This window comes from Azoarcus sp. DN11 (genome assembly GCF_003628555.1).
Taxonomy (GTDB): Bacteria; Pseudomonadota; Gammaproteobacteria; order Burkholderiales; family Rhodocyclaceae; genus Aromatoleum.
Genome location: NZ_CP021731.1, coordinates 1,307,961 through 1,324,580 on the forward strand (window position 1 = coordinate 1,307,961; position 16,620 = coordinate 1,324,580).

Here is a 16,620-nt window from a genome sequence, read left to right on the forward strand (position 1 = left end):
GTCACGCCGCCGCAGGCGCCGACCGCTGCGGCCAGCGGTGATGGCGGAAGCGCTCGCGCAGCGCGAGCTTGTTGATCTTGCCGGTGGCGGTGTGTGGAATCTCGTCGACCACCACGAGATCGTCGGGTAGCCACCAGTGCGCGATCCTGCCGCTGAAGTAGCGGCGCATCGCGTCGCGCTCCAGCGTCTTCCCCGGCTTCAGCACCACCGCCATCAAGGGGCGCTCGTCCCACCGCGGATGCGGCACCGCCACCGCCGCCGCTTCGGCCACGGCCGGATGCGCGGCGAGGATGTTCTCCAGCTCGATCGAACTGATCCACTCTCCGCCGGACTTGATCACGTCCTTGGCGCGGTCGGTGATCTGCATGAAACCGCCGGCGTCGATGGTTGCGACGTCGCCGGTGCGGAACCAGCCGTCGGCGGTGAAGCCGTCGCCTTCCTCGCGGCCGTAATACTGGCGCAGCGCCCACGGTGCGCGCACCACCAGTTCGCCGAAGGATTCGCCGTCGTGCGGCAGCGGCTGGCCGTCGTCGTCGAGGATCGCCAGTTCCACCCCCGGCAGCGGCCGCCCCTGCGTCAGCCTTTGCGCTTCGCGTCGGTCCGGGGCAAGCGTTGCGTCGTCGGCGTGCGGCACATTCACGGTGCCGATCGGCGACAGCTCGGTCATGCCCCAGGTGCGTAGCACCTCGACGTCGTGATGCGCGAAGGATTCGGCCATGGCCGGCGGACACGCCGACCCGCCGATCGCCAGGCGGCGCAGGCGCCCGAGCCCGCCGCCATGCTGCGCGAGATGCTGCAGCAGGCCGGTCCACACGGTCGGCACGCCGTTCGAGAAGCTCACGCCCTCATCGACGATCAACTGGTGCAGCGACGCGCCGTCGAGCAGCGGGCCCGGCAGCACGAGGCGCGCGCCGGTGAGCGCTGCGATGTAGGGCAGGCCCCAGGCATTGACGTGGTACATCGGCACGACCGGCATCACCGTGTCACGCGCCGAAACGCCGAAACTGTCGGGCAGGGCGCAGGCATAGGCGTGCAGCACCGTCGAGCGATGGCTGTACAGCACGCCCTTCGGGTTGCCGGTCGTGCCCGACGTGTAGCACAGGCTCGACGCCGCGTTCTCGTCGAGCTGCGGCCACGTGTAGTGCTCCGAGTGGCGATGCACCAGATCCTCATAGGCGAGCAGCTCGCGCGGGAAGTTCGCCGGCAGGTGTTCGCGGCCCGTCATCTGCACGAAGTGCGTCACCTGCGGCAGCTTGTGCGCGATGCGCGCGACGAGGTCCGCGAAGGTCGAATCGAAGAACAGCACCTGCGAATCCGCATGCGCCAGGATCCACGCGATCTGCTCGTCGAAGAGGCGCGGGTTTACCGTATGGCAGACGGCGCCGCTGCCCGCGATGGCGTAGTACAGCTCGACATGGCGGTGCGTGTTCCACGCCAGCGTCGCGACGCGGTCGCCGCGGCGAACGCCCAGGTGCGCGAGCGCGTTGGCGAGTTGGCGTGCGCGGCGATGGGTTTCGTGCCAGGTCGTGCGGTGCAGCGGGCCATGCGGGTTTTCGGGAAGACGGCTGACAATCCCGGTATCGCCGTGATTACGATCGGCATGGGCGATCAGGCCGGAAATCAGCAGCGGCAGCTGCATCATCAATCCCTGCATCGGGGAAATCTCCTGTGGGCATCGAATGGGAAATGCGCGCACGCGGGCAGCGAGCCCGCGGCGCAGTGCGGTTTACGGGGAAGCTCGGGCGAACGCCGATCAGCGTTCGATCGAGGCCTTCCTGGGCTGGAAGGGCGCGTTCTCATAGCCGCCATCGCGCACGTAGCGCGCCAGCCGCAGCCACTCCGCGGCCGGCCAGCGGCTGCCGGGCTGGCGCGCCACGGCGACGCCGTCGAGGTCGTAGAACACCACCGTCGGCAGCGCGAACACGCGCTGCGCGTTGGCGAACGCCGCCTGCGTCGTCGCGCCGCCGTCGAAGTCGCGCAGCGCGGCCGGCTCGTCCGCGCGCAGGCTCACCGGCACGAAGTGGGCGCGCAGCTCGCGCTGCAAGGCGGGGTCCCGGAAGGTCGAAGCCTTGGCACGCGCGCATTCGCCGCAGCCTTCCATCTCGTACAGCACCGCGACGCCCTTGCGCCCCGCGCGGCGCGCATCCGCGAGCGCCGTGGCAAGATCGGCGGTCGGCGCGAAGAGCGGCGCATCCGCTGCGGAACGTGCCCCCGCCGCCTGCGCGCCGCCCCAGCCGAACAGCAGCGTCAGCGCGAACAGCAGCAGGCCGGCGAGGGCCCACCGCAGCTGGCGCGAAACGTAGCGTTCCTTTTCTTCCTCGTCGTCAGGGCGTGGCGCTTCGGGCATCACGGTGGTCCCCGGAAAATCGTGCTTGCGCAGAAAGGTGCTCATCGCCGTCCCCTCAGCGCAGCCAGAACAGCGCGCGAGCGCGCACCCGTTCGAGCACGCTCATCGCTGCCCAGGTGACGCCGCCGGTGTACAGGATGCCCGCCACCATGCGCGGGTAGTCGGCGAAGTCCGCGTAGTATTGGACGAAGCGACCCAGCCCCGCGTTCGCGCCGAAGAGCTCCGCGACCGTCAGCAGGATGAAGCCGAAGCCCAGCCCCACGGCCATCCCCGAGAAGATGTGCGGCAGGCTTGCCGGGAAGACCACCTTGCGCAGGTATTCGAGTCGGGAAAAGCCGAGCACGGCGGCGTTGTCGCGATGCCGCCCCTCGACCGCGTGCGCACCCGCGACCGTGTTCTGGAACACCGGCCAGAACGCCCCGACGAACACGACGAAGGTCGCCGACAGGTGGAAGGTGGGCAGCACCGCGATCGCGTACGGGATGTAGACGGTCGGCGGCACCGGCGCCGCGACCTTCGCGAAGGGGAAGAGCGCCCGTCCCAGCCGCGGCGAGGTGCCCGCGACGAGGCCCAGGGTGACGCCGGCGACCACCGCCAGTGCGAAGCCGGGCATGAGGATCAGCAGCGACGACCACGTCCCCGCGAACAGCTCCGGCAGCGACTGCCACAGCGCGTCGAGGACCACCGCGGGAGGCGGCAGCAGCGGATTGCCCTGCCCGGCGATCGCGCCGGCGATGCCTTGCCACGCCGCGATCAGCGCCCCCCACAGCAGCCACGGTTCCCACGCGAAGGCGAGCCGGGCGGACCGCGGGGACGCTGCATCGGCAGCGTCCGGCTGCTGCGCCGACAGCGAAACGGCGTCGAGCGTCGAAGTTTCGGAAATCATGAACAGCACTCCAGATGTCGGTTCAGGCCGCCGCGAGGCGGGCCAGCGTGTCGGCGTCGAGCGCCTCGGCGATCGATTCGCGCAGCGCGTGGAAGCGGTGCTCGGCGAACAGCGCCGCCCGCGAGCGTGGCCGCGCGAAGGGCACCGCGAAGTCCGCGATCACCCGCCCCGGCGAGGCCCCCAGCACCGCGACGCGGTCGGCGAGCAGCAGCGCCTCGTCGACGTCGTGCGTCACGAACACCACCGTCGGCCGCGGCGCGCGCCCCTGCCACTGCTCGACGAGAAGATCCTGCAGGCGCGCGCGGTTGACCGGGTCCAGCGCCCCGAAAGGCTCGTCCATCAGCAGGAAGGGCGATTCCAGCGCCAGCGCGCGGGCGATCGCCGCCCGCTGCTGCATCCCCCCGGACAGCTCGAACGGGTAGCGTTCCGCGACGTCGGGCAGCCCCACCCGTTGGAGGTAGTCGACCGCCCGCGTACGCGCATCGACGCGCGAGATGCCGGGTGCCGCCTTGCGCACGCCCTCGGCGACGTTGTCGACCACGCGCATCCACGGAAACAGTGCATAGTTCTGGAACACCACCGCACGCTCGATGCCCGGCCCACTGACCTGCCGGTTGCCCGCGAGGACTCGCCCACGTCCCGGCTTTTCCAGGCCTGCGATCAGGCGCAGCAGCGTGCTTTTGCCCGAACCGCTGGGGCCGAGCAGGGCGAGGAAGCTGCCTTCCGCCACCGTGAGGTCGATGTCGTCGAGCACCGTCGTCCCGCTATAGCCGAAGCGCAGCCGCTCCACGCGCAAGGCCGCAGTCGTCGCGCCGCTCACAGCCGGTTCCTCGTCGGTTCGCTCTTCAGGCGGGTCTGCCAGAAGGCCTCGCGCGGGTTCTCCTGCGCCAGGCTTTCGAGTGCCTTGCGGTAGGGCGTCAGTTCGAAGATCGGCGCGAGCGGCCGCGCGCCCTCGACCACCTCTGAGCTCACCAGCGTCGTCCAGAACTTCTGCGTTCCCTGCACGTTCGGATCCGAGCTCTGGTCGAGGAAGGGCGAGTAGAAGCCCTGCTCCAGGATGTCGCGGTCGAGCTTCACGTACTTCTGGATCGCGTCGATCGTCTCCTTCTTCTTCTCCGCGGTGAATTTCTCCGCCTTCAGGATCGCCCGCAGGAAGCGCACATGCGTGTCGCCCTGCTTGAGCTTGTCCGAAGTCACGACGATGCGGCAGCACGGATGCCCCGGCTGCAGTTCCGACGAACGTACCACGATCTTCAGCCCCTGCCGCTCGGCGCGGATGTCGTGCGGCCCCCACACCACCCCGGCATCGACCTGGCCGGATTTCACCGCCTCGATCACCGCCGGCGGATTCTTTAGCTCGAAGATCTTCAGATCGTTCTTCCAGTCGATCTTCTCGTCCTTCAGCGCGCCGCGCAGCACCGCGTCGCCGGTCGCCAGCCGCACCGTCGCGACCTTCCTGCCGCGCAGGTCGCTGATGCTGCGGATCGACGCCGCCTTCTCCGGCGTCACCACCAGTGCCGCGTCTAGCCCCATGATCCCGCCGATCACCTTCAGGTCGGCCCCTTTCGCGTAGTGCGCGAGCGGCGCGGTGGTGCCGAAGGCGCCGACGTCGAGCTTGCCCGCGGTGACCGCATTGAGCCCGTCGGCCGAGTTCTGGAACTCGACCAGCTCGACGTCCAGCCCCTCCTGCTTGAACAGGCCGTATTCCTTCGCGACGAAGAACTTGGCGTGGCCGGTGACCGGCAGGTAGCCCACCTTCAGGCTTTCCGCCTGCGCGAGGCCGGTTGCGGCAAAGAGCGACAGCGCGAGGATGCCGGCGCGCGCGATTCGGGATGGATGCATTGGAATTCTCCTCGGGGATGACATGACGTCCGCGGCACACGCCCCGTGTGTTGCCGCCGTCCTATGCTCAAAATCTACGCGGCCGCCGATCGGCGACGAACCAAGAAAAATTCCGATGTATTGCAGCGCAAAGAAATACGATGCTTATCAGCGCATGTGATAAGCGCACACGGCATGGCGCCCGCCGACGGCCGGACCGAAGTCCGTCCGCGGGCGGGCGCGGCTGTTGCCGGTGGAGCGGGGAGGGGGGTGGGAGGATCTAGTCCGGGTCGCCGGGTCGCAGTTCGAGCGAGTTGCGGGTGTGGTGGCGCAGGCGTGCCAGCGCACTGCGTCGCCCCTTGTGCGATTCGCGCCGGCCGGAGATCGACCCCAGCGGCAGGTCCTCGTGCGCCTGCTGCATGCCGGCGAGCAGGTCGTGGCAGAAGGGCCAGGCGCCGAAGCCGGAGTCGACGTTGATGTGGCCCGCAGCGCCGATATTGATGAAGCGCGCACCCCAGCGGTCCGCCCAATAGGCCGCGACCGTCAGCCGCACCCACGGGTCGTTGGTGCTGGCGATCACCGCACAGGGAAAGCCGAGCTGTCCCTGCGGCAGCCAGGGGCCGAGGTCGTCGATCGGCCCCGGCGTCTCTTCCTGCAGTCCGAGCGGGCCGAAGCGTGCCGGATCGGCCGGCGCGACCAGCAGCGCCCCGGCCACCCGTTCGGGCCGGTCGGCCGCCGCGACCACGCTCGCCAGGCAGCCGAAGCTGTGCGCGACCAGCCACACCGAGTGCGGCGACTCGTCGATCTCGCGCCGCACCGCCGCCGCCCAGCGCGCCAGCACCGGCGCCTCCCAGTCGATCCCGCGCACGCGCCGCGCGTCCGGCAGGCGCTGTTCCAGCCACGTCTGCCAGTGCTCCGGCCCGCTGCCGTGGAATCCCGGCACGATCAGCGTCGTGTGTCGCATGCGCGGCTCTCCGTGTGTCGTGAAGCGCGGCTCAGCGCGTGAATATCTGGTCGAACACGCCGCCGTCGTCGAAGTGCGCCTTCTGCGTCTTCGCCCAGCCGCCGAACAGGCCGTCGATCGTGAAGGTCTTCAGCTTCGGAAAGCGCGCCACGTCCTTCGGGTCGGCCAGTTCCGGCTTCACCGGACGGTAGTAGTGCTGTGCCGCGATCTTCTGTCCCACCGGCGAGTACAGGTATTCCACATAGGCCTTCGCGACGTCCGCCGTGCCGCGCTTGGCCGCGACGCCGTCGACCACGGTGACCGGCGGCTCCGCCAGGATCGACACCGACGGCACCACGATCTCGAACTTGTCCGGGCCCAGCTCGTTCACCGACAGGAAGGCCTCGTTCTCCCAGGCCAGCAGCACGTCGCCGATCCCGCGCTGCACGAAGGTGTTGGTCGCACCGCGCGCGCCCGAATCGAGCACCGGCACATGCTTGAACAGCTCGGTCACGAACTCCTTGGCCTTCGCCTCGCTGCCGCCCGGCTGCTGCAGCGCGTAGCCCCACGCCGCAAGGTAATTCCAGCGCGCGCCGCCCGACGTCTTCGGATTCGGCGTGATCACCTCGACGCCCGGCTTCACGAGGTCGCCCCAGTCCTTGATGCCCTTCGGGTTGCCCTTGCGCACCAGGAACACGATCGTCGAGGTGTAGGGCGAGCTGTTGTTCGCGAGGCGTTTCTGCCAGTCGGCCGGAAATTTGCCCGTCTTCGCGGCGATCGCGTCGACATCGTAGGCCAGCGCCAGCGTCACGACGTCCGCCTCCAGGCCGTCGATCACCGCGCGCGCCTGCTTGCCCGAGCCGCCGTGCGACTGCCTGATGGTCACGTCCTGGCCAGTCTTGTCCTTCCAGTACTTCGCGAACTTCGGGTTGAAATCCTGGTAGAGCTCGCGCGTCGGATCGTAGGACACGTTGAGCAGGGTCGTTTCGGCGTAAGCGCCGCCCGCCAGGCCGGCGCTCAGGGAGAGGGCGATCAGGCTGCGGCGCAGGAAACTGGTTTTCATGATGAATCTCTCCGTTGAATGGCATTCGATGGAGAGAATCTACCGGCTCGCGCTTATTGCCTGAACGAAGAAAAAATGGAATGCATATTCAGAAACGACGTGGCCTCCGCCCGCCGAGCGGGGGAGGCCACGCGCACGGCTCATGCCGGGCCGATCGAACAACAGGCCGGGATCAGGCGAAGTTCTTCGCGGCGAAATCCCAGTTCGCGAGGCTGCTCAGGAAGGCCGCGACGAAGTCCGGGCGACGGTTGCGGTAGTCGATGTAGTAGGCGTGTTCCCACACGTCGATACAGAGCAGTGCCTTGTCGCCGGTCGTCAGCGGGGTGCCGGCGGCGCCCATGTTGACGATGTCGACGCTGCCGTCGGCCTTCTTCACCAGCCAGGTCCAGCCGGACCCGAAGTTGCCCACGGCCGAAGTCGTGAAGGCCTTCTTGAAGTCCTCGAACGAACCCCACTTGGCTTTGATCGCATCGGCCAGCGCGCCCGTCGGCTCGCCGCCGCCGCTCGGCTTCATGCCATTCCAGAAGAAGGTGTGGTTCCACACCTGGGCGGAGTTGTTATACACGCCGCCAGCCGGGGCCTTCTTCACGATCGACTCGAGGTCGAGGTTCTCGTACTCGGTGCCCTTGATCAGGTTGTTCAGGTTGGTGACGTAGGCCTGGTGGTGCTTGCCGTAGTGGAACTCCATGGTCTCGGCCGAGATGTGCGGAGCCAGGGCGTCCTTGGCGTAGGGCAGGGGGGGCAGGGTATGTTCCATTTGTTCTCCTTCCTGTTCGGTTTCAGGGTTGTCGGGGGTTAAAGCCTGACTATTCTAGTCGGGCTTTGCGTGCGCTTGCAAACCTGCGGGCGCGAAGCCTGCCGCGGACTGGTCCCGATGCGGGGGCCGCAGCCTCGCTCGTCATGCTTCTGTGCTATTCACGATAGCACGCAACCGGCCGATTGCGAGCTCCACCGAAACTTCGCCGCCGACCGTCGCGTCGCCGGCGGCACGCAGGATGCGGCCGTCCGCGTCGCGTGTGATGCTGTAACCGCGCGCGAGCACCGCCTGCGGCGCGAGGTGCTGCAGATGGGCGGCGATCGTCGCCAGCCGCTCGGCCCGGCGCTGCACGATCTGCTCTCCTGCCTGCGCGAGCCGCCGGCCGGCGCGTACGCAGCGCTCCATCTCGCGTTGCAGATCCGGCCGGCGCGCAACGAGGCGCAGCTGGAGGACCTGCTGTGACGCGCGCAGCCGTTCGAGCCGCCGCGACATCGCTGCATGCAGGCGCGCGCCGAGGCGCTCGCTGCGCTCGCGTGCGAGCCCCAGCCGCTCGCGCGGATGCACCAGCCGCAGCGCCGCGCGATCGAGACGCTGTGCGAGGCCGTGCACGCGCCGGTCCATGCCGGCCGAGAGGCTGCGGCCGAGTTCGCCGAGCCGCGCGCGGGCCACGTGGTAGCCGGCGCTGGCGAGTTCGGCCGCTCCGGTCGGCGTCGCCGCGCGCACGTCCGCGGCGAAATCGGCGATCGTGAAGTCCGTTTCATGACCGACGCCGCTCACGACGGGTACCGGGCAGGCGCGGAGCGCACGCGCCAGCGACTCGTCATTGAAGGCCCACAGGTCCTCGATGCTGCCGCCGCCGCGCACCAGCAGCAGCAGGTCGATGCCGTCCGCGGCGGCGCGGGCACCCGCCGTCCGCACCGCTTCGGCGAGCCGGGCGCCGGCATCCGCGCCCTGCACCGGGGCCGGGTACAGCACGACTTCCAGGTGCGGCGCGCGCCGCTGCACGGTCGCCAGCACATCCCTCCACGCCGCGGCGGCGGGTGAGGTCACGACGCCGATGCGGCGCGGATAATGCGGCAACTCGCGCTTTGCCGCCGGATCAAAGAGCCCCTCCGCGGCCAGCTTCTCCTTGAGGCGCAGGAAGGCCTCGAACAGGTCTCCCTGTCCCGTCTGCCGCAGGGCCTCCACGTTGAGCTGGAAGTCACCCCGCGCCTCGTATAGCGTCACGAGCGCGCGCGCGTCCACGCGCATGCCGTTCTCGGGGCGAAACGGCAGCAACTGGGCGCGATTGCGCCACATCGTGCAGCGAACCTGCGCCTGCGAATCCTTCAGCGTGAAATACAGGTGGCCCGACGGCGCGCGCGTGAGGTTGGAGATTTCGCCGCTCACCCACAGCAGCGGGATGCGCGATTCGAGCGCCTCGCGCGCCATCCGGTTGAGTTCTGAGACGCTGACGGCGCGGCCCGCGCCACGGGGGGGGCCGGAATCGTCGTAGGGGAGGGACATGGAGTTCTGCATGGGGCGGATTGTATCGGAATCCACAAGCAGACCGTTCTGTCAATGGTGTCTGGGTGAAATCCACAATCAGATCAGCTAATTTTTAACCAGTTGTTTTCAAACGATAAATTTGTTGCACAATTTTTCAGCGGAGCAAGGAAACACTTGTCCGGACAGCGATTTGGAGCGTAATTCGCGAAGAATCCACAAACTTATCCACAGGTTTTGTGGATTCTTGCTGCGGTCATGACAACCGCGTGCGCCTTGCCCTGTGCGCAAGTCGAGTTTAGAGTTCTTTTTTTTCGCAATTCCGGAGTTCCCTGCGTGTTCGCGCTCATCCAGTCCGCGGGCTGGCCCGTCTGGCCCCTCCTGCTGGTTTCCATTGTCGCCGTCGCCCTGATCATCGAACGCGGCGTCACCCTGCGCCGCTCCCGCATCGTGCCGGACGGCCTGCTCGACAAGGTGCTCGCCGACCTGCGCCAGAAGGGCGCCTCGAACGAGATGGTCAACCACGTCGCCGCCCATTCCCCGCTCGGCCGCGTCCTCGCCGCGGGACTGCGCAACGTCGGCAGTACGCGCGAGGTCATGAAGGAATCGATCGAAGAAACCGGCCGTGCCGTCGCCCATGAGCTCGAGCGTTTCCTCAACACGCTCGGCACCATCGCCTCGATCGCCCCGCTGATGGGCCTGTTCGGCACCATCGTCGGCATGATCGAGATCTTCGCCGCCCAGGGCGCCGCCACGACCAACCCGCAACAGCTCGCGCAGGGCATCTCCACGGCCCTCTATGCGACTGGCATGGGTCTGATCATCGCGATCCCTTCGATCATCTTCTGGCGTCACTACCGCGCCGCAGTCGACGGCTTCGTCGTCGACATGGAACAGCAGGCGATCAAGCTGGTCGAGGTGGTCCACGGCGAGCGCCGCCACTGAGCCGGAATGCAGCGGATGAATTTTCAGCGCGGACGCAAGCACGAAGCCCCGGACATCAATCTGATCCCACTGATCGATGTCCTGCTGGTGCTCATCATCTTCCTGGTCCTGACGACGACCTATTCCAAGGTCTCGGGGTTGGAGATCAATCTCCCGACCGCGGAAACCTCGTCCGCGGAAGTGACGCCGAACGAGATCGTCGTCGCGGTGAGTGCGGCCGGCGACGTGCTGGTCAATCGCCAGCCGGTCGGCGACAAGGACATCAACGCCATCGCAGCGGCGCTCGGCAAGGCCGCGCCCTCGGGCGGCAAGGAGCCGGTCGTCGTCATCACCGCCGACGCCAAGGCCGCGCACCAGCGCGTCATCGATGTGATGCAGGCGGCGCAGCGCGCGGGCCTGCCGCACATCACCTTCGCCACCCAGTCCGCCCCGTGAGGCGCCGCTCCGCCGCGGCGTCCGGGGTGCCGCAGCCGCGCACCTGAACGATGGCGCGCGGCAGTCCCGCGTGGTGGCGGAGCCGCTCGCTCGCGGCGCGCCTGCTCCTGCCAGTGGCGGCGCTCTTCGGCGCGCTCGTGGCGGTGCGTCGCAAGCGGTACCGCCGTGACCCGGGTCGGGTCGAACGCCTCTCCGTTCCCGTCATCGTCGTCGGCAACATCGCGGTCGGCGGGAGCGGCAAGACGCCGGTCGTCGACTGGCTCGTGCGCCAACTGCGCGTGGCGGGATGGACGCCGGGCGTCGTCAGCCGCGGCTACGGCGGGCAGATCGACGGCGTCGCCCTCGTGCCTGCGGATGGCGATCCCGCGGTCTTCGGCGACGAGCCGGTCCTGCTCGCACGCCTCACGGGCTGCCCGGTCGCGGTCGGCGCCGACCGCCCGGCCGCCGCGCGCGCACTGCTCGCCGCGCATCCCGCGTGCAACGTGCTGGTGTCGGACGACGGCCTGCAGCATTACCGCCTGGCGCGCGATGTCGAACTCGCCGTCGTCGACGAGCGCGCGCTCGGCAACCGCTGGCTCCTGCCGGCCGGGCCGCTGCGCGAAGCGGTTTCGCGCCTGCGCGAGGTGGACGCGGTGATTGCGCACGGGCCGCTGTCGGCCAATGTGAAAGGGGCGCTCGGCGATACGCCGGTGTTTCCGATGCGCCTCGAGGGCGACGCCCTGGTTTCCCTCCACGACGCCCGCGAACGTTGCCTCCTCGACGCGTTCCGAGGGCGTCGCGTGCACGCGATCGCGGGCATCGGCCGCCCCGAGCGCCTCTTCGAGCAGCTGCGCGCGATGGGGCTCGACGTCGTGCCGCATCCCTTCCCCGATCATCACCCCTTCACCGCCGCCGACCTGGCGTTCGCGCCCGGCGAGCCGAAAATCCTGACCAGCAAGGATGCGGTAAAATGCTCCGCTTTCGCGCCCGCCAATACTTGGGAGTTCCCGGTCAGGGCACAGATCCCGGCGGGCGCCGCCGAACATATCCTGGAGAAACTGTCGCATGGACGCCCGACTGCTTGAAATCCTCGTGTGCCCGATCTGCAAGGGCCCCCTCGACTTCGTCAAGGAGAAGCAGGAGCTGGTGTGCAAGGCCGACCGTCTCGGCTTCCCGATCCGCGACGGCATCCCGGTGATGCTCGAGGAAGAGGCGCGCCAGCTGTCCGCAGAAGAAGTCGACGCGCTGCGCCGCTGAGCATGGCGGGCTTCCACGTCGTCATCCCGGCGCGCTACGCATCGACGCGCCTGCCGGGCAAGCCGCTCGCCGACATCGGCGGCCGGCCGATGGTCGTGCGCGTGCTCGAACAGGCGCGCAAGGCGGCGCCGCTGTCCGCGTGGGTCGCGACCGACGACGCGCGCGTCGTCGAGGCTGTGAAGGCGGCTGGCGGCGACGTGCTCATGACGCGCGCCGACCACCCCAGCGGCACCGACCGCCTGGCCGAAGTGGTCGCCGCGCTCGGCTGGGGCGACGACGAGATCGTCGTCAACGTGCAGGGCGACGAGCCGCTGATCGACCCGGCCCTGATCGCCGACGTCGCCCGTGCGCTGGCCGATTCCCCCGACGCCGCGATCGCCACGGCGGCGCATCCGCTGCACGATGCCGCCGAGCTCTTCAATCCGAACGTCGTCAAGGTCGTGTGCGATGCGCGCGATTTGGCGCTGTATTTTTCGCGCGCACCGATTCCCTGGGCGCGCGACGATTTCGCGAAATCCCGCGATTGCGTCCCCGCGGGGTTGCCCGTGCAGCGTCACGTCGGCATCTACGCCTACCGCGTCGAGTTCCTGCGCCGCTACGCGGGCCTTGCCCCATCGTCGCTGGAAACTTGGGAAGCGCTCGAACAGTTGCGCGCGCTGTGGCACGGCTACCGCATCCGGGTGCTTGCGGTCGAACGCGCGCCGGCAGCGGGCGTCGATACCCCCGAGGACCTCGAACGGGTCAGGGCGGTGTTTGACCGCGCGAGTCGAGTCGAGTAAGTTTCAGGGTTCATTTTTTTGGGAACCATGCGGCCCGACGGACGCCGCATGACAGGGAGGAGAGGATTCATGCGTTTGATTCTGTTGGGGCCCCCGGGCGCAGGCAAGGGTACTCAGGCGAACTTCATCAAGGAAAAGTTCGGCATTCCGCAGATTTCCACCGGCGACATGCTGCGTGCCGCGGTCAAGGCCGGCACCCCGCTGGGTATCGAGGCGAAGAAGGTGATGGATGCGGGCGGCCTGGTTTCCGACGACATCATCATCGGCCTGGTGAAGGATCGCCTGCAGCAGGACGACTGCAAGTCCGGCTACATGTTCGACGGCTTCCCGCGCACGATCCCGCAGGCTGACGCGATGAAGGATGCCGGCGTGCCGATCGACTTCGTCCTCGAGATCGACGTCCCTGACAGCGAGATCGTCGAGCGCATGAGCGGTCGCCGCGTGCACGTCGCCTCGGGCCGCACCTACCACGTCAAGTACAACCCGCCCAAGGTCGCTGGCAAGGATGACGTGACCGGCGAGGACCTGATCCAGCGCGACGACGACCGCGAGGAGACGGTGAAGAAGCGCCTCGAGGTCTATCATGCCCAGACCAAGCCGTTGGTCGACTACTACACCAAGTGGGCCGCGTCCGGTGCGGCGACGGCTCCGAAGGTCCGCAAGATCGGCGGACTCGGTGCGGTCGACGCGATCACCGCACGCGCCTTCGAAGCGCTGAAGTAAGCAGCATCTCCGGCACAGGCGCGGCGAGCGGCGGGTTCATCCCGTTCCTCGCCGCGTTTGCTTTTGCATTTCACGGGAGCGTGATGGCCAGGACCAATCTTCTCTACGCCCAGTCGGGTGGTGTCACCGCGGTCATCAACGCCACGGCGGCAGCGGTCATCGGCGCGGCGCGCGAACGTGACGACGCTGTCGGGACGCTGTTCGCGGCGCGCAACGGCATCCTCGGCGTGCTCGGCGAGGACCTGATCGACACCGCCGTGCTCGGCGCCGAGGAGGTCGGCGCGCTCGCGCACATGCCGGGCGGCGCCTTCGGCTCGTGCCGCTTCGACCTCGATCCGCCCGAGCGGAACCCGGCCCAGTACGACCGCCTGTTCGCGGTCTTCGCGGCCCACGGCATCGGCGGTTTCCTCTACAACGGCGGAAACGGCTCGATGGACGCCGTGGCCAAGCTCTCGGCCGCTGCGCGTGCGCGAGGCTATCCGCTGGCGTGCGTGGGCGTGCCGAAGACGGTCGACAACGATCTCGAAGGCACCGACTGCTCGCCCGGCTTCGGCTCCGCCGCCAAGTATGCGGCGGTGGCGATGCTGGAGGCCGGCATCGACGTCGCTTCGATGGCCAGTCGCTCCGGGCGCGTCTTCGTGCTCGAGGTGATGGGGCGCAACGCCGGCTGGATCGCTGCCGCAACGGCGCTCGCGGCGCGGACGGCGGACGAGCCGCCGCACATCATCCTGATGCCCGAAATCCCGTTCGACGAGGAGGTCTTCCTCGCCGCGGTCGACGCCACCGTGAAGCGCCTCGGCTACTGTGCCGTGACCGTCTCGGAGGGGGTCCGGCGTGCCGACGGCACGCTCGTGATGGAGCAGGACCACGACCGCAAGGGGCACGTGCAACTCGGCGGCGCCGGCCAGTGCATCGCGCGGCTGATTCACGCGCGTCTCGGTCACAAGCACCACTGTGCCATTCCCGATTACCTGCAACGTGCCGCGGGGCACCTCGTTTCCGCCGTGGATCACGCCCAGGCGAGCGCCGTGGGGCGCGCCGCCGTCGAGGCGGCCATCGCCGGGCGCGACTGCGTGATGCCGGCAATCCGCCGCCTGTCCGACGATCCCTATCACTGGGATGTCGAATTCGCCGACGCCGCGGCGATCGCCAACCTCGAACGCCGGGTCCCTGTCCATTTCATCCGGGCCGACGGCCTCCACGTCACCGACGCGGCAAGGCGTTACCTGCGGCCCCTGATCGAAGGCGAAATCTATCCCGCGTTTGCCCGTGGCGTGCCGGACTACCGGCGGCTGAACCTGCCCTCGGTTCCGCGCAAGCTCGCGCCGTACGTCCCCTGAAACGGGGCGCTACAGCCATATTCAGGCGGCGCGGCGGGCCGACGCGTATCGTTTCCCACTTCCAGGCCGCGGGCCGGCGGCATGCGGAGGGTGTCATGCACGTATTGCGAACGGCGTTTGCGCTGCTCTTGTCCGGGGGGCTCTGGGGGCTGTCGGCGCCGCAGGCGGTGCTTGCCCAGGTGCCGGCACAACCGGAGGCGGCCTCCGGGTTCAGCCTCAAGCCGGCTGTCACGGCATCGAAAGCGATGGTCGTCACCGTCAACCCGCATGCGACCGCGGCAGCGCTGGAAATCCTGCGCGCGGGCGGCAGCGCCGTCGACGCCGCGATCGCCGCGGCGCTGGTGCTCAACGTCGTCGAGCCGCAGTCCTCCGGCATCGGCGGTGGCGGGTTCCTCGTCCAGCATGACGCGCGACGGGGCAGGACGAGCGCGTGGGACGGGCGCGAGACGGCGCCTGCGGGCGTGGACGAGCGCCTCTTCCTCACGCCGGGCGGCGACAAAATGGCCTTCTACGACGCCGTCGTGGGCGGGCGTTCGGTCGGTGTCCCCGGGCTGTTGCGCATGTTCGCCGACGTCCATGCCCGACATGGCCGGCTGCCGTGGAAACGCCTGTTCGAACCCGCGATCCGCCTCGCCTCCGACGGTTTTCCCGTCTCGTCACGCCTGCACGCGCTGATCGCGAAGGATCGCTTCCTGAGTCGCGACCCGGCCGCGCGGCAGCTCTTCTTCGACGCGGAAGGCCGTCCGCTGGCGGAGGGCGCCACGCTGCGCAATCCTTCGCTCGCCGAGGTGTTGCGTACGGTCGCGGAGCGGGGCGCCGACGCGTTCTACGAAGGCCCGATCGCGCGGGACATCGTCGCCGCGGTCGCTTCCGCCCCGAATCCGGGCGTGCTGTCCCTGCGCGATCTTGCCGGCTACCGTGCCATCGAGCGACCCCCTCTGTGTGGCGCCTACCGCAGCTATCGCGTCTGCGGCATGCCGCCGCCCAGTTCGGGGGGTGCCACCGTGCTGGCGCTGCTCGGCATCCTGGAACGCTTCCGCCTGTCCGAAATCGCACCCGATTCGGCATTTTCCGCCCACCTGTTCAGCGAGGCGGGGCGGCTTGCGTTCGCCGATCGCGATGCGTGGTACGGCGACCCCGCGGCCATGACGGTCGGCCCGGCGCGGCTGCTCGCGCGGGACTACCTCGCCGGCCGCGCGCAGCAGATCCGCTTCGACGACAGCCTCCACCACGCCCTGCCGGGCAACCCCGGCAAGGGCGCGACGCCGCGCGCGGTGAGCGTCGAGCAGCCGGCGACTTCCCACATCTCCATCGTCGACGCAGCGGGCAGCGCCGTGTCGCTCACCGCCTCCATCGAAGATGCGTTCGGCAGCCGGCGGATGGTGCGCGGTTTCCTGCTCAACAACCAGCTCACGGATTTCTCCTTCGCGCCCGCCGACGAGCGCGGTCCCCATCCCAACCGCGTCGGGCCCGGCAAGCGCCCGCGCAGCTCGATGTCGCCGACCCTCGTGTTCGACGCCAACGGGCGGCTCTTCGCAGTCACCGGCTCTCCGGGCGGCAGCCAGATCATCAACTACGTCGCGGAAAACCTCGTCGGCCTGATCGACTGGAAGCTGCCGCCCGACACCTTGCTCGCGCGGCCGCACGTCGGAAGCCGCAACGGCCCCACCGAGGTCGAGGACCGCCCGGACGCATGGGCGCTGGCGGCAGGCCTTGCCGCCTTCGGAGACGAAACCGTGATGCGCGACCTCACCAGCGGGCTCGGCGTGATCGTCAGGCAGGACGGTAAATGGATCGGGGCAGCGGACCCGCGCAGGGAAGGGGTCGCCGCCGGTTATTGAAGTCCGCCGGGCCGCGCGC

At 68.9% G+C, this 16,620-nt stretch carries 17 protein-coding genes; 8 read left to right on the top strand and 9 right to left on the bottom strand.

The genetic code is table 11. The features are described 5' to 3' along the window. Position 1 precedes the first annotated feature (1 nt). From CDA09_RS05900 to xseA, 9 genes are all read right to left on the bottom strand, one after another. Positions 2–1,654: a long-chain-fatty-acid--CoA ligase gene (locus CDA09_RS05900; RefSeq protein WP_121427768.1), complete on the bottom strand. Its 1,653-nt coding sequence runs from the start codon at positions 1,652–1,654 to the stop codon at positions 2–4. Positions 1,655–1,753: 99 nt separating this feature from the next. Beyond that, a complete protein-coding gene (locus CDA09_RS05905) occupies positions 1,754–2,392 on the bottom strand; it encodes a thioredoxin fold domain-containing protein (RefSeq protein ID WP_121427769.1) in 639 nt (212 codons plus the stop codon). Positions 2,393–2,402: 10 nt separating this feature from the next. Beyond that, positions 2,403–3,233, bottom strand: coding sequence for an ABC transporter permease (locus tag CDA09_RS05910; protein WP_121427770.1), 831 nt, complete (start codon positions 3,231–3,233; stop codon positions 2,403–2,405). A gap of 22 nt (positions 3,234–3,255) precedes the next feature. Then, positions 3,256–4,053, bottom strand: a complete 798-nt coding sequence (locus CDA09_RS05915) for an ABC transporter ATP-binding protein (protein ID WP_121427771.1) — start codon at positions 4,051–4,053, stop codon at positions 3,256–3,258. Further along, on the bottom strand, positions 4,050–5,075 hold the full coding sequence (locus tag CDA09_RS05920) for an ABC transporter substrate-binding protein (protein ID WP_121427772.1): 1,026 nt from the start codon (positions 5,073–5,075) through the stop codon (positions 4,050–4,052). The genes CDA09_RS05915 and CDA09_RS05920 overlap by 4 nt, the downstream gene beginning before the upstream one ends. 259 nt (positions 5,076–5,334) lie before the next feature. Then, on the bottom strand, positions 5,335–6,018 hold the full coding sequence (locus tag CDA09_RS05925) for an RBBP9/YdeN family alpha/beta hydrolase (protein ID WP_121427773.1): 684 nt from the start codon (positions 6,016–6,018) through the stop codon (positions 5,335–5,337). 31 nt (positions 6,019–6,049) lie between these two features. Then, positions 6,050–7,060: a sulfate ABC transporter substrate-binding protein gene (locus tag CDA09_RS05930; protein ID WP_121427774.1), complete on the bottom strand. Its 1,011-nt coding sequence runs from the start codon at positions 7,058–7,060 to the stop codon at positions 6,050–6,052. A 172-nt stretch (positions 7,061–7,232) separates the two neighbouring features. After that, a complete protein-coding gene (locus tag CDA09_RS05935; protein ID WP_121427775.1) occupies positions 7,233–7,817 on the bottom strand; it encodes a superoxide dismutase in 585 nt (194 codons plus the stop codon). A gap of 141 nt (positions 7,818–7,958) precedes the next feature. Then, on the bottom strand, positions 7,959–9,323 hold the full coding sequence (gene xseA, locus CDA09_RS05940; RefSeq protein ID WP_286164387.1) for an exodeoxyribonuclease VII large subunit: 1,365 nt from the start codon (positions 9,321–9,323) through the stop codon (positions 7,959–7,961). A gap of 315 nt (positions 9,324–9,638) precedes the next feature. Between xseA and CDA09_RS05945 the strand changes: the two genes are divergently transcribed. The 8 genes from CDA09_RS05945 (at position 9,639) to ggt (ending at position 16,601) form a co-directional block, all read left to right on the top strand. Next, a complete protein-coding gene (locus CDA09_RS05945; protein ID WP_121427777.1) occupies positions 9,639–10,247 on the top strand; it encodes a MotA/TolQ/ExbB proton channel family protein in 609 nt (202 codons plus the stop codon). A 15-nt stretch (positions 10,248–10,262) separates the two neighbouring features. Then, positions 10,263–10,682, top strand: a complete 420-nt coding sequence (locus tag CDA09_RS05950) for an ExbD/TolR family protein (RefSeq protein WP_121427778.1) — start codon at positions 10,263–10,265, stop codon at positions 10,680–10,682. A 50-nt stretch (positions 10,683–10,732) separates the two neighbouring features. After that, complete coding sequence (gene lpxK / locus CDA09_RS05955) at positions 10,733–11,746, top strand: tetraacyldisaccharide 4'-kinase (RefSeq protein WP_121427779.1); 1,014 nt, start codon at positions 10,733–10,735, stop codon at positions 11,744–11,746. Continuing rightward, the gene (locus CDA09_RS05960) at positions 11,727–11,918 is read left to right on the top strand and encodes a Trm112 family protein (protein WP_121427780.1); all 192 of its coding nucleotides are present in this window, start codon (positions 11,727–11,729) and stop codon (positions 11,916–11,918) included. The genes lpxK and CDA09_RS05960 overlap by 20 nt, the downstream gene beginning before the upstream one ends. Positions 11,919–11,920: 2 nt before the next feature. Beyond that, positions 11,921–12,697, top strand: a complete 777-nt coding sequence (gene kdsB / locus CDA09_RS05965; protein WP_121427781.1) for a 3-deoxy-manno-octulosonate cytidylyltransferase — start codon at positions 11,921–11,923, stop codon at positions 12,695–12,697. Between the two features lie 69 nt (positions 12,698–12,766). Further along, positions 12,767–13,420 carry an adenylate kinase gene (gene adk / locus CDA09_RS05970; protein ID WP_121427782.1) on the top strand — a complete coding sequence of 218 codons (654 nt, stop codon included), beginning with the start codon at positions 12,767–12,769 and terminating at the stop codon, positions 13,418–13,420. Positions 13,421–13,503: 83 nt separating this feature from the next. After that, complete coding sequence (locus CDA09_RS05975) at positions 13,504–14,760, top strand: 6-phosphofructokinase (RefSeq protein WP_121427783.1); 1,257 nt, start codon at positions 13,504–13,506, stop codon at positions 14,758–14,760. Between the two features lie 95 nt (positions 14,761–14,855). Next, on the top strand, positions 14,856–16,601 hold the full coding sequence (gene ggt, locus CDA09_RS05980; protein ID WP_121427784.1) for a gamma-glutamyltransferase: 1,746 nt from the start codon (positions 14,856–14,858) through the stop codon (positions 16,599–16,601). The last annotated feature ends 19 nt before the right edge of the window (positions 16,602–16,620 follow it).

Coding starts and splice junctions, on each gene's coding strand:
- CDA09_RS05900 (WP_121427768.1), bottom strand. CDS start 1,654: ATGCAGGGATTGATGATGCAGCTGCCGCTGCTGATTTCCGGCCTGATC.
- CDA09_RS05905 (WP_121427769.1), bottom strand. CDS start 2,392: ATGAGCACCTTTCTGCGCAAGCACGATTTTCCGGGGACCACCGTGATG.
- CDA09_RS05910 (WP_121427770.1), bottom strand. CDS start 3,233: ATGATTTCCGAAACTTCGACGCTCGACGCCGTTTCGCTGTCGGCGCAG.
- CDA09_RS05920 (WP_121427772.1), bottom strand. CDS start 5,075: ATGCATCCATCCCGAATCGCGCGCGCCGGCATCCTCGCGCTGTCGCTC.
- CDA09_RS05925 (WP_121427773.1), bottom strand. CDS start 6,018: ATGCGACACACGACGCTGATCGTGCCGGGATTCCACGGCAGCGGGCCG.
- CDA09_RS05930 (WP_121427774.1), bottom strand. CDS start 7,060: ATGAAAACCAGTTTCCTGCGCCGCAGCCTGATCGCCCTCTCCCTGAGC.
- CDA09_RS05935 (WP_121427775.1), bottom strand. CDS start 7,817: ATGGAACATACCCTGCCCCCCCTGCCCTACGCCAAGGACGCCCTGGCT.
- xseA (WP_286164387.1), bottom strand. CDS start 9,323: ATGTCCCTCCCCTACGACGATTCCGGCCCCCCCCGTGGCGCGGGCCGC.
- CDA09_RS05950 (WP_121427778.1), top strand. CDS start 10,263: ATGAATTTTCAGCGCGGACGCAAGCACGAAGCCCCGGACATCAATCTG.
- lpxK (WP_121427779.1), top strand. CDS start 10,733: ATGGCGCGCGGCAGTCCCGCGTGGTGGCGGAGCCGCTCGCTCGCGGCG.
- CDA09_RS05960 (WP_121427780.1), top strand. CDS start 11,727: ATGGACGCCCGACTGCTTGAAATCCTCGTGTGCCCGATCTGCAAGGGC.
- kdsB (WP_121427781.1), top strand. CDS start 11,921: ATGGCGGGCTTCCACGTCGTCATCCCGGCGCGCTACGCATCGACGCGC.
- adk (WP_121427782.1), top strand. CDS start 12,767: ATGCGTTTGATTCTGTTGGGGCCCCCGGGCGCAGGCAAGGGTACTCAG.
- CDA09_RS05975 (WP_121427783.1), top strand. CDS start 13,504: ATGGCCAGGACCAATCTTCTCTACGCCCAGTCGGGTGGTGTCACCGCG.
- ggt (WP_121427784.1), top strand. CDS start 14,856: ATGCACGTATTGCGAACGGCGTTTGCGCTGCTCTTGTCCGGGGGGCTC.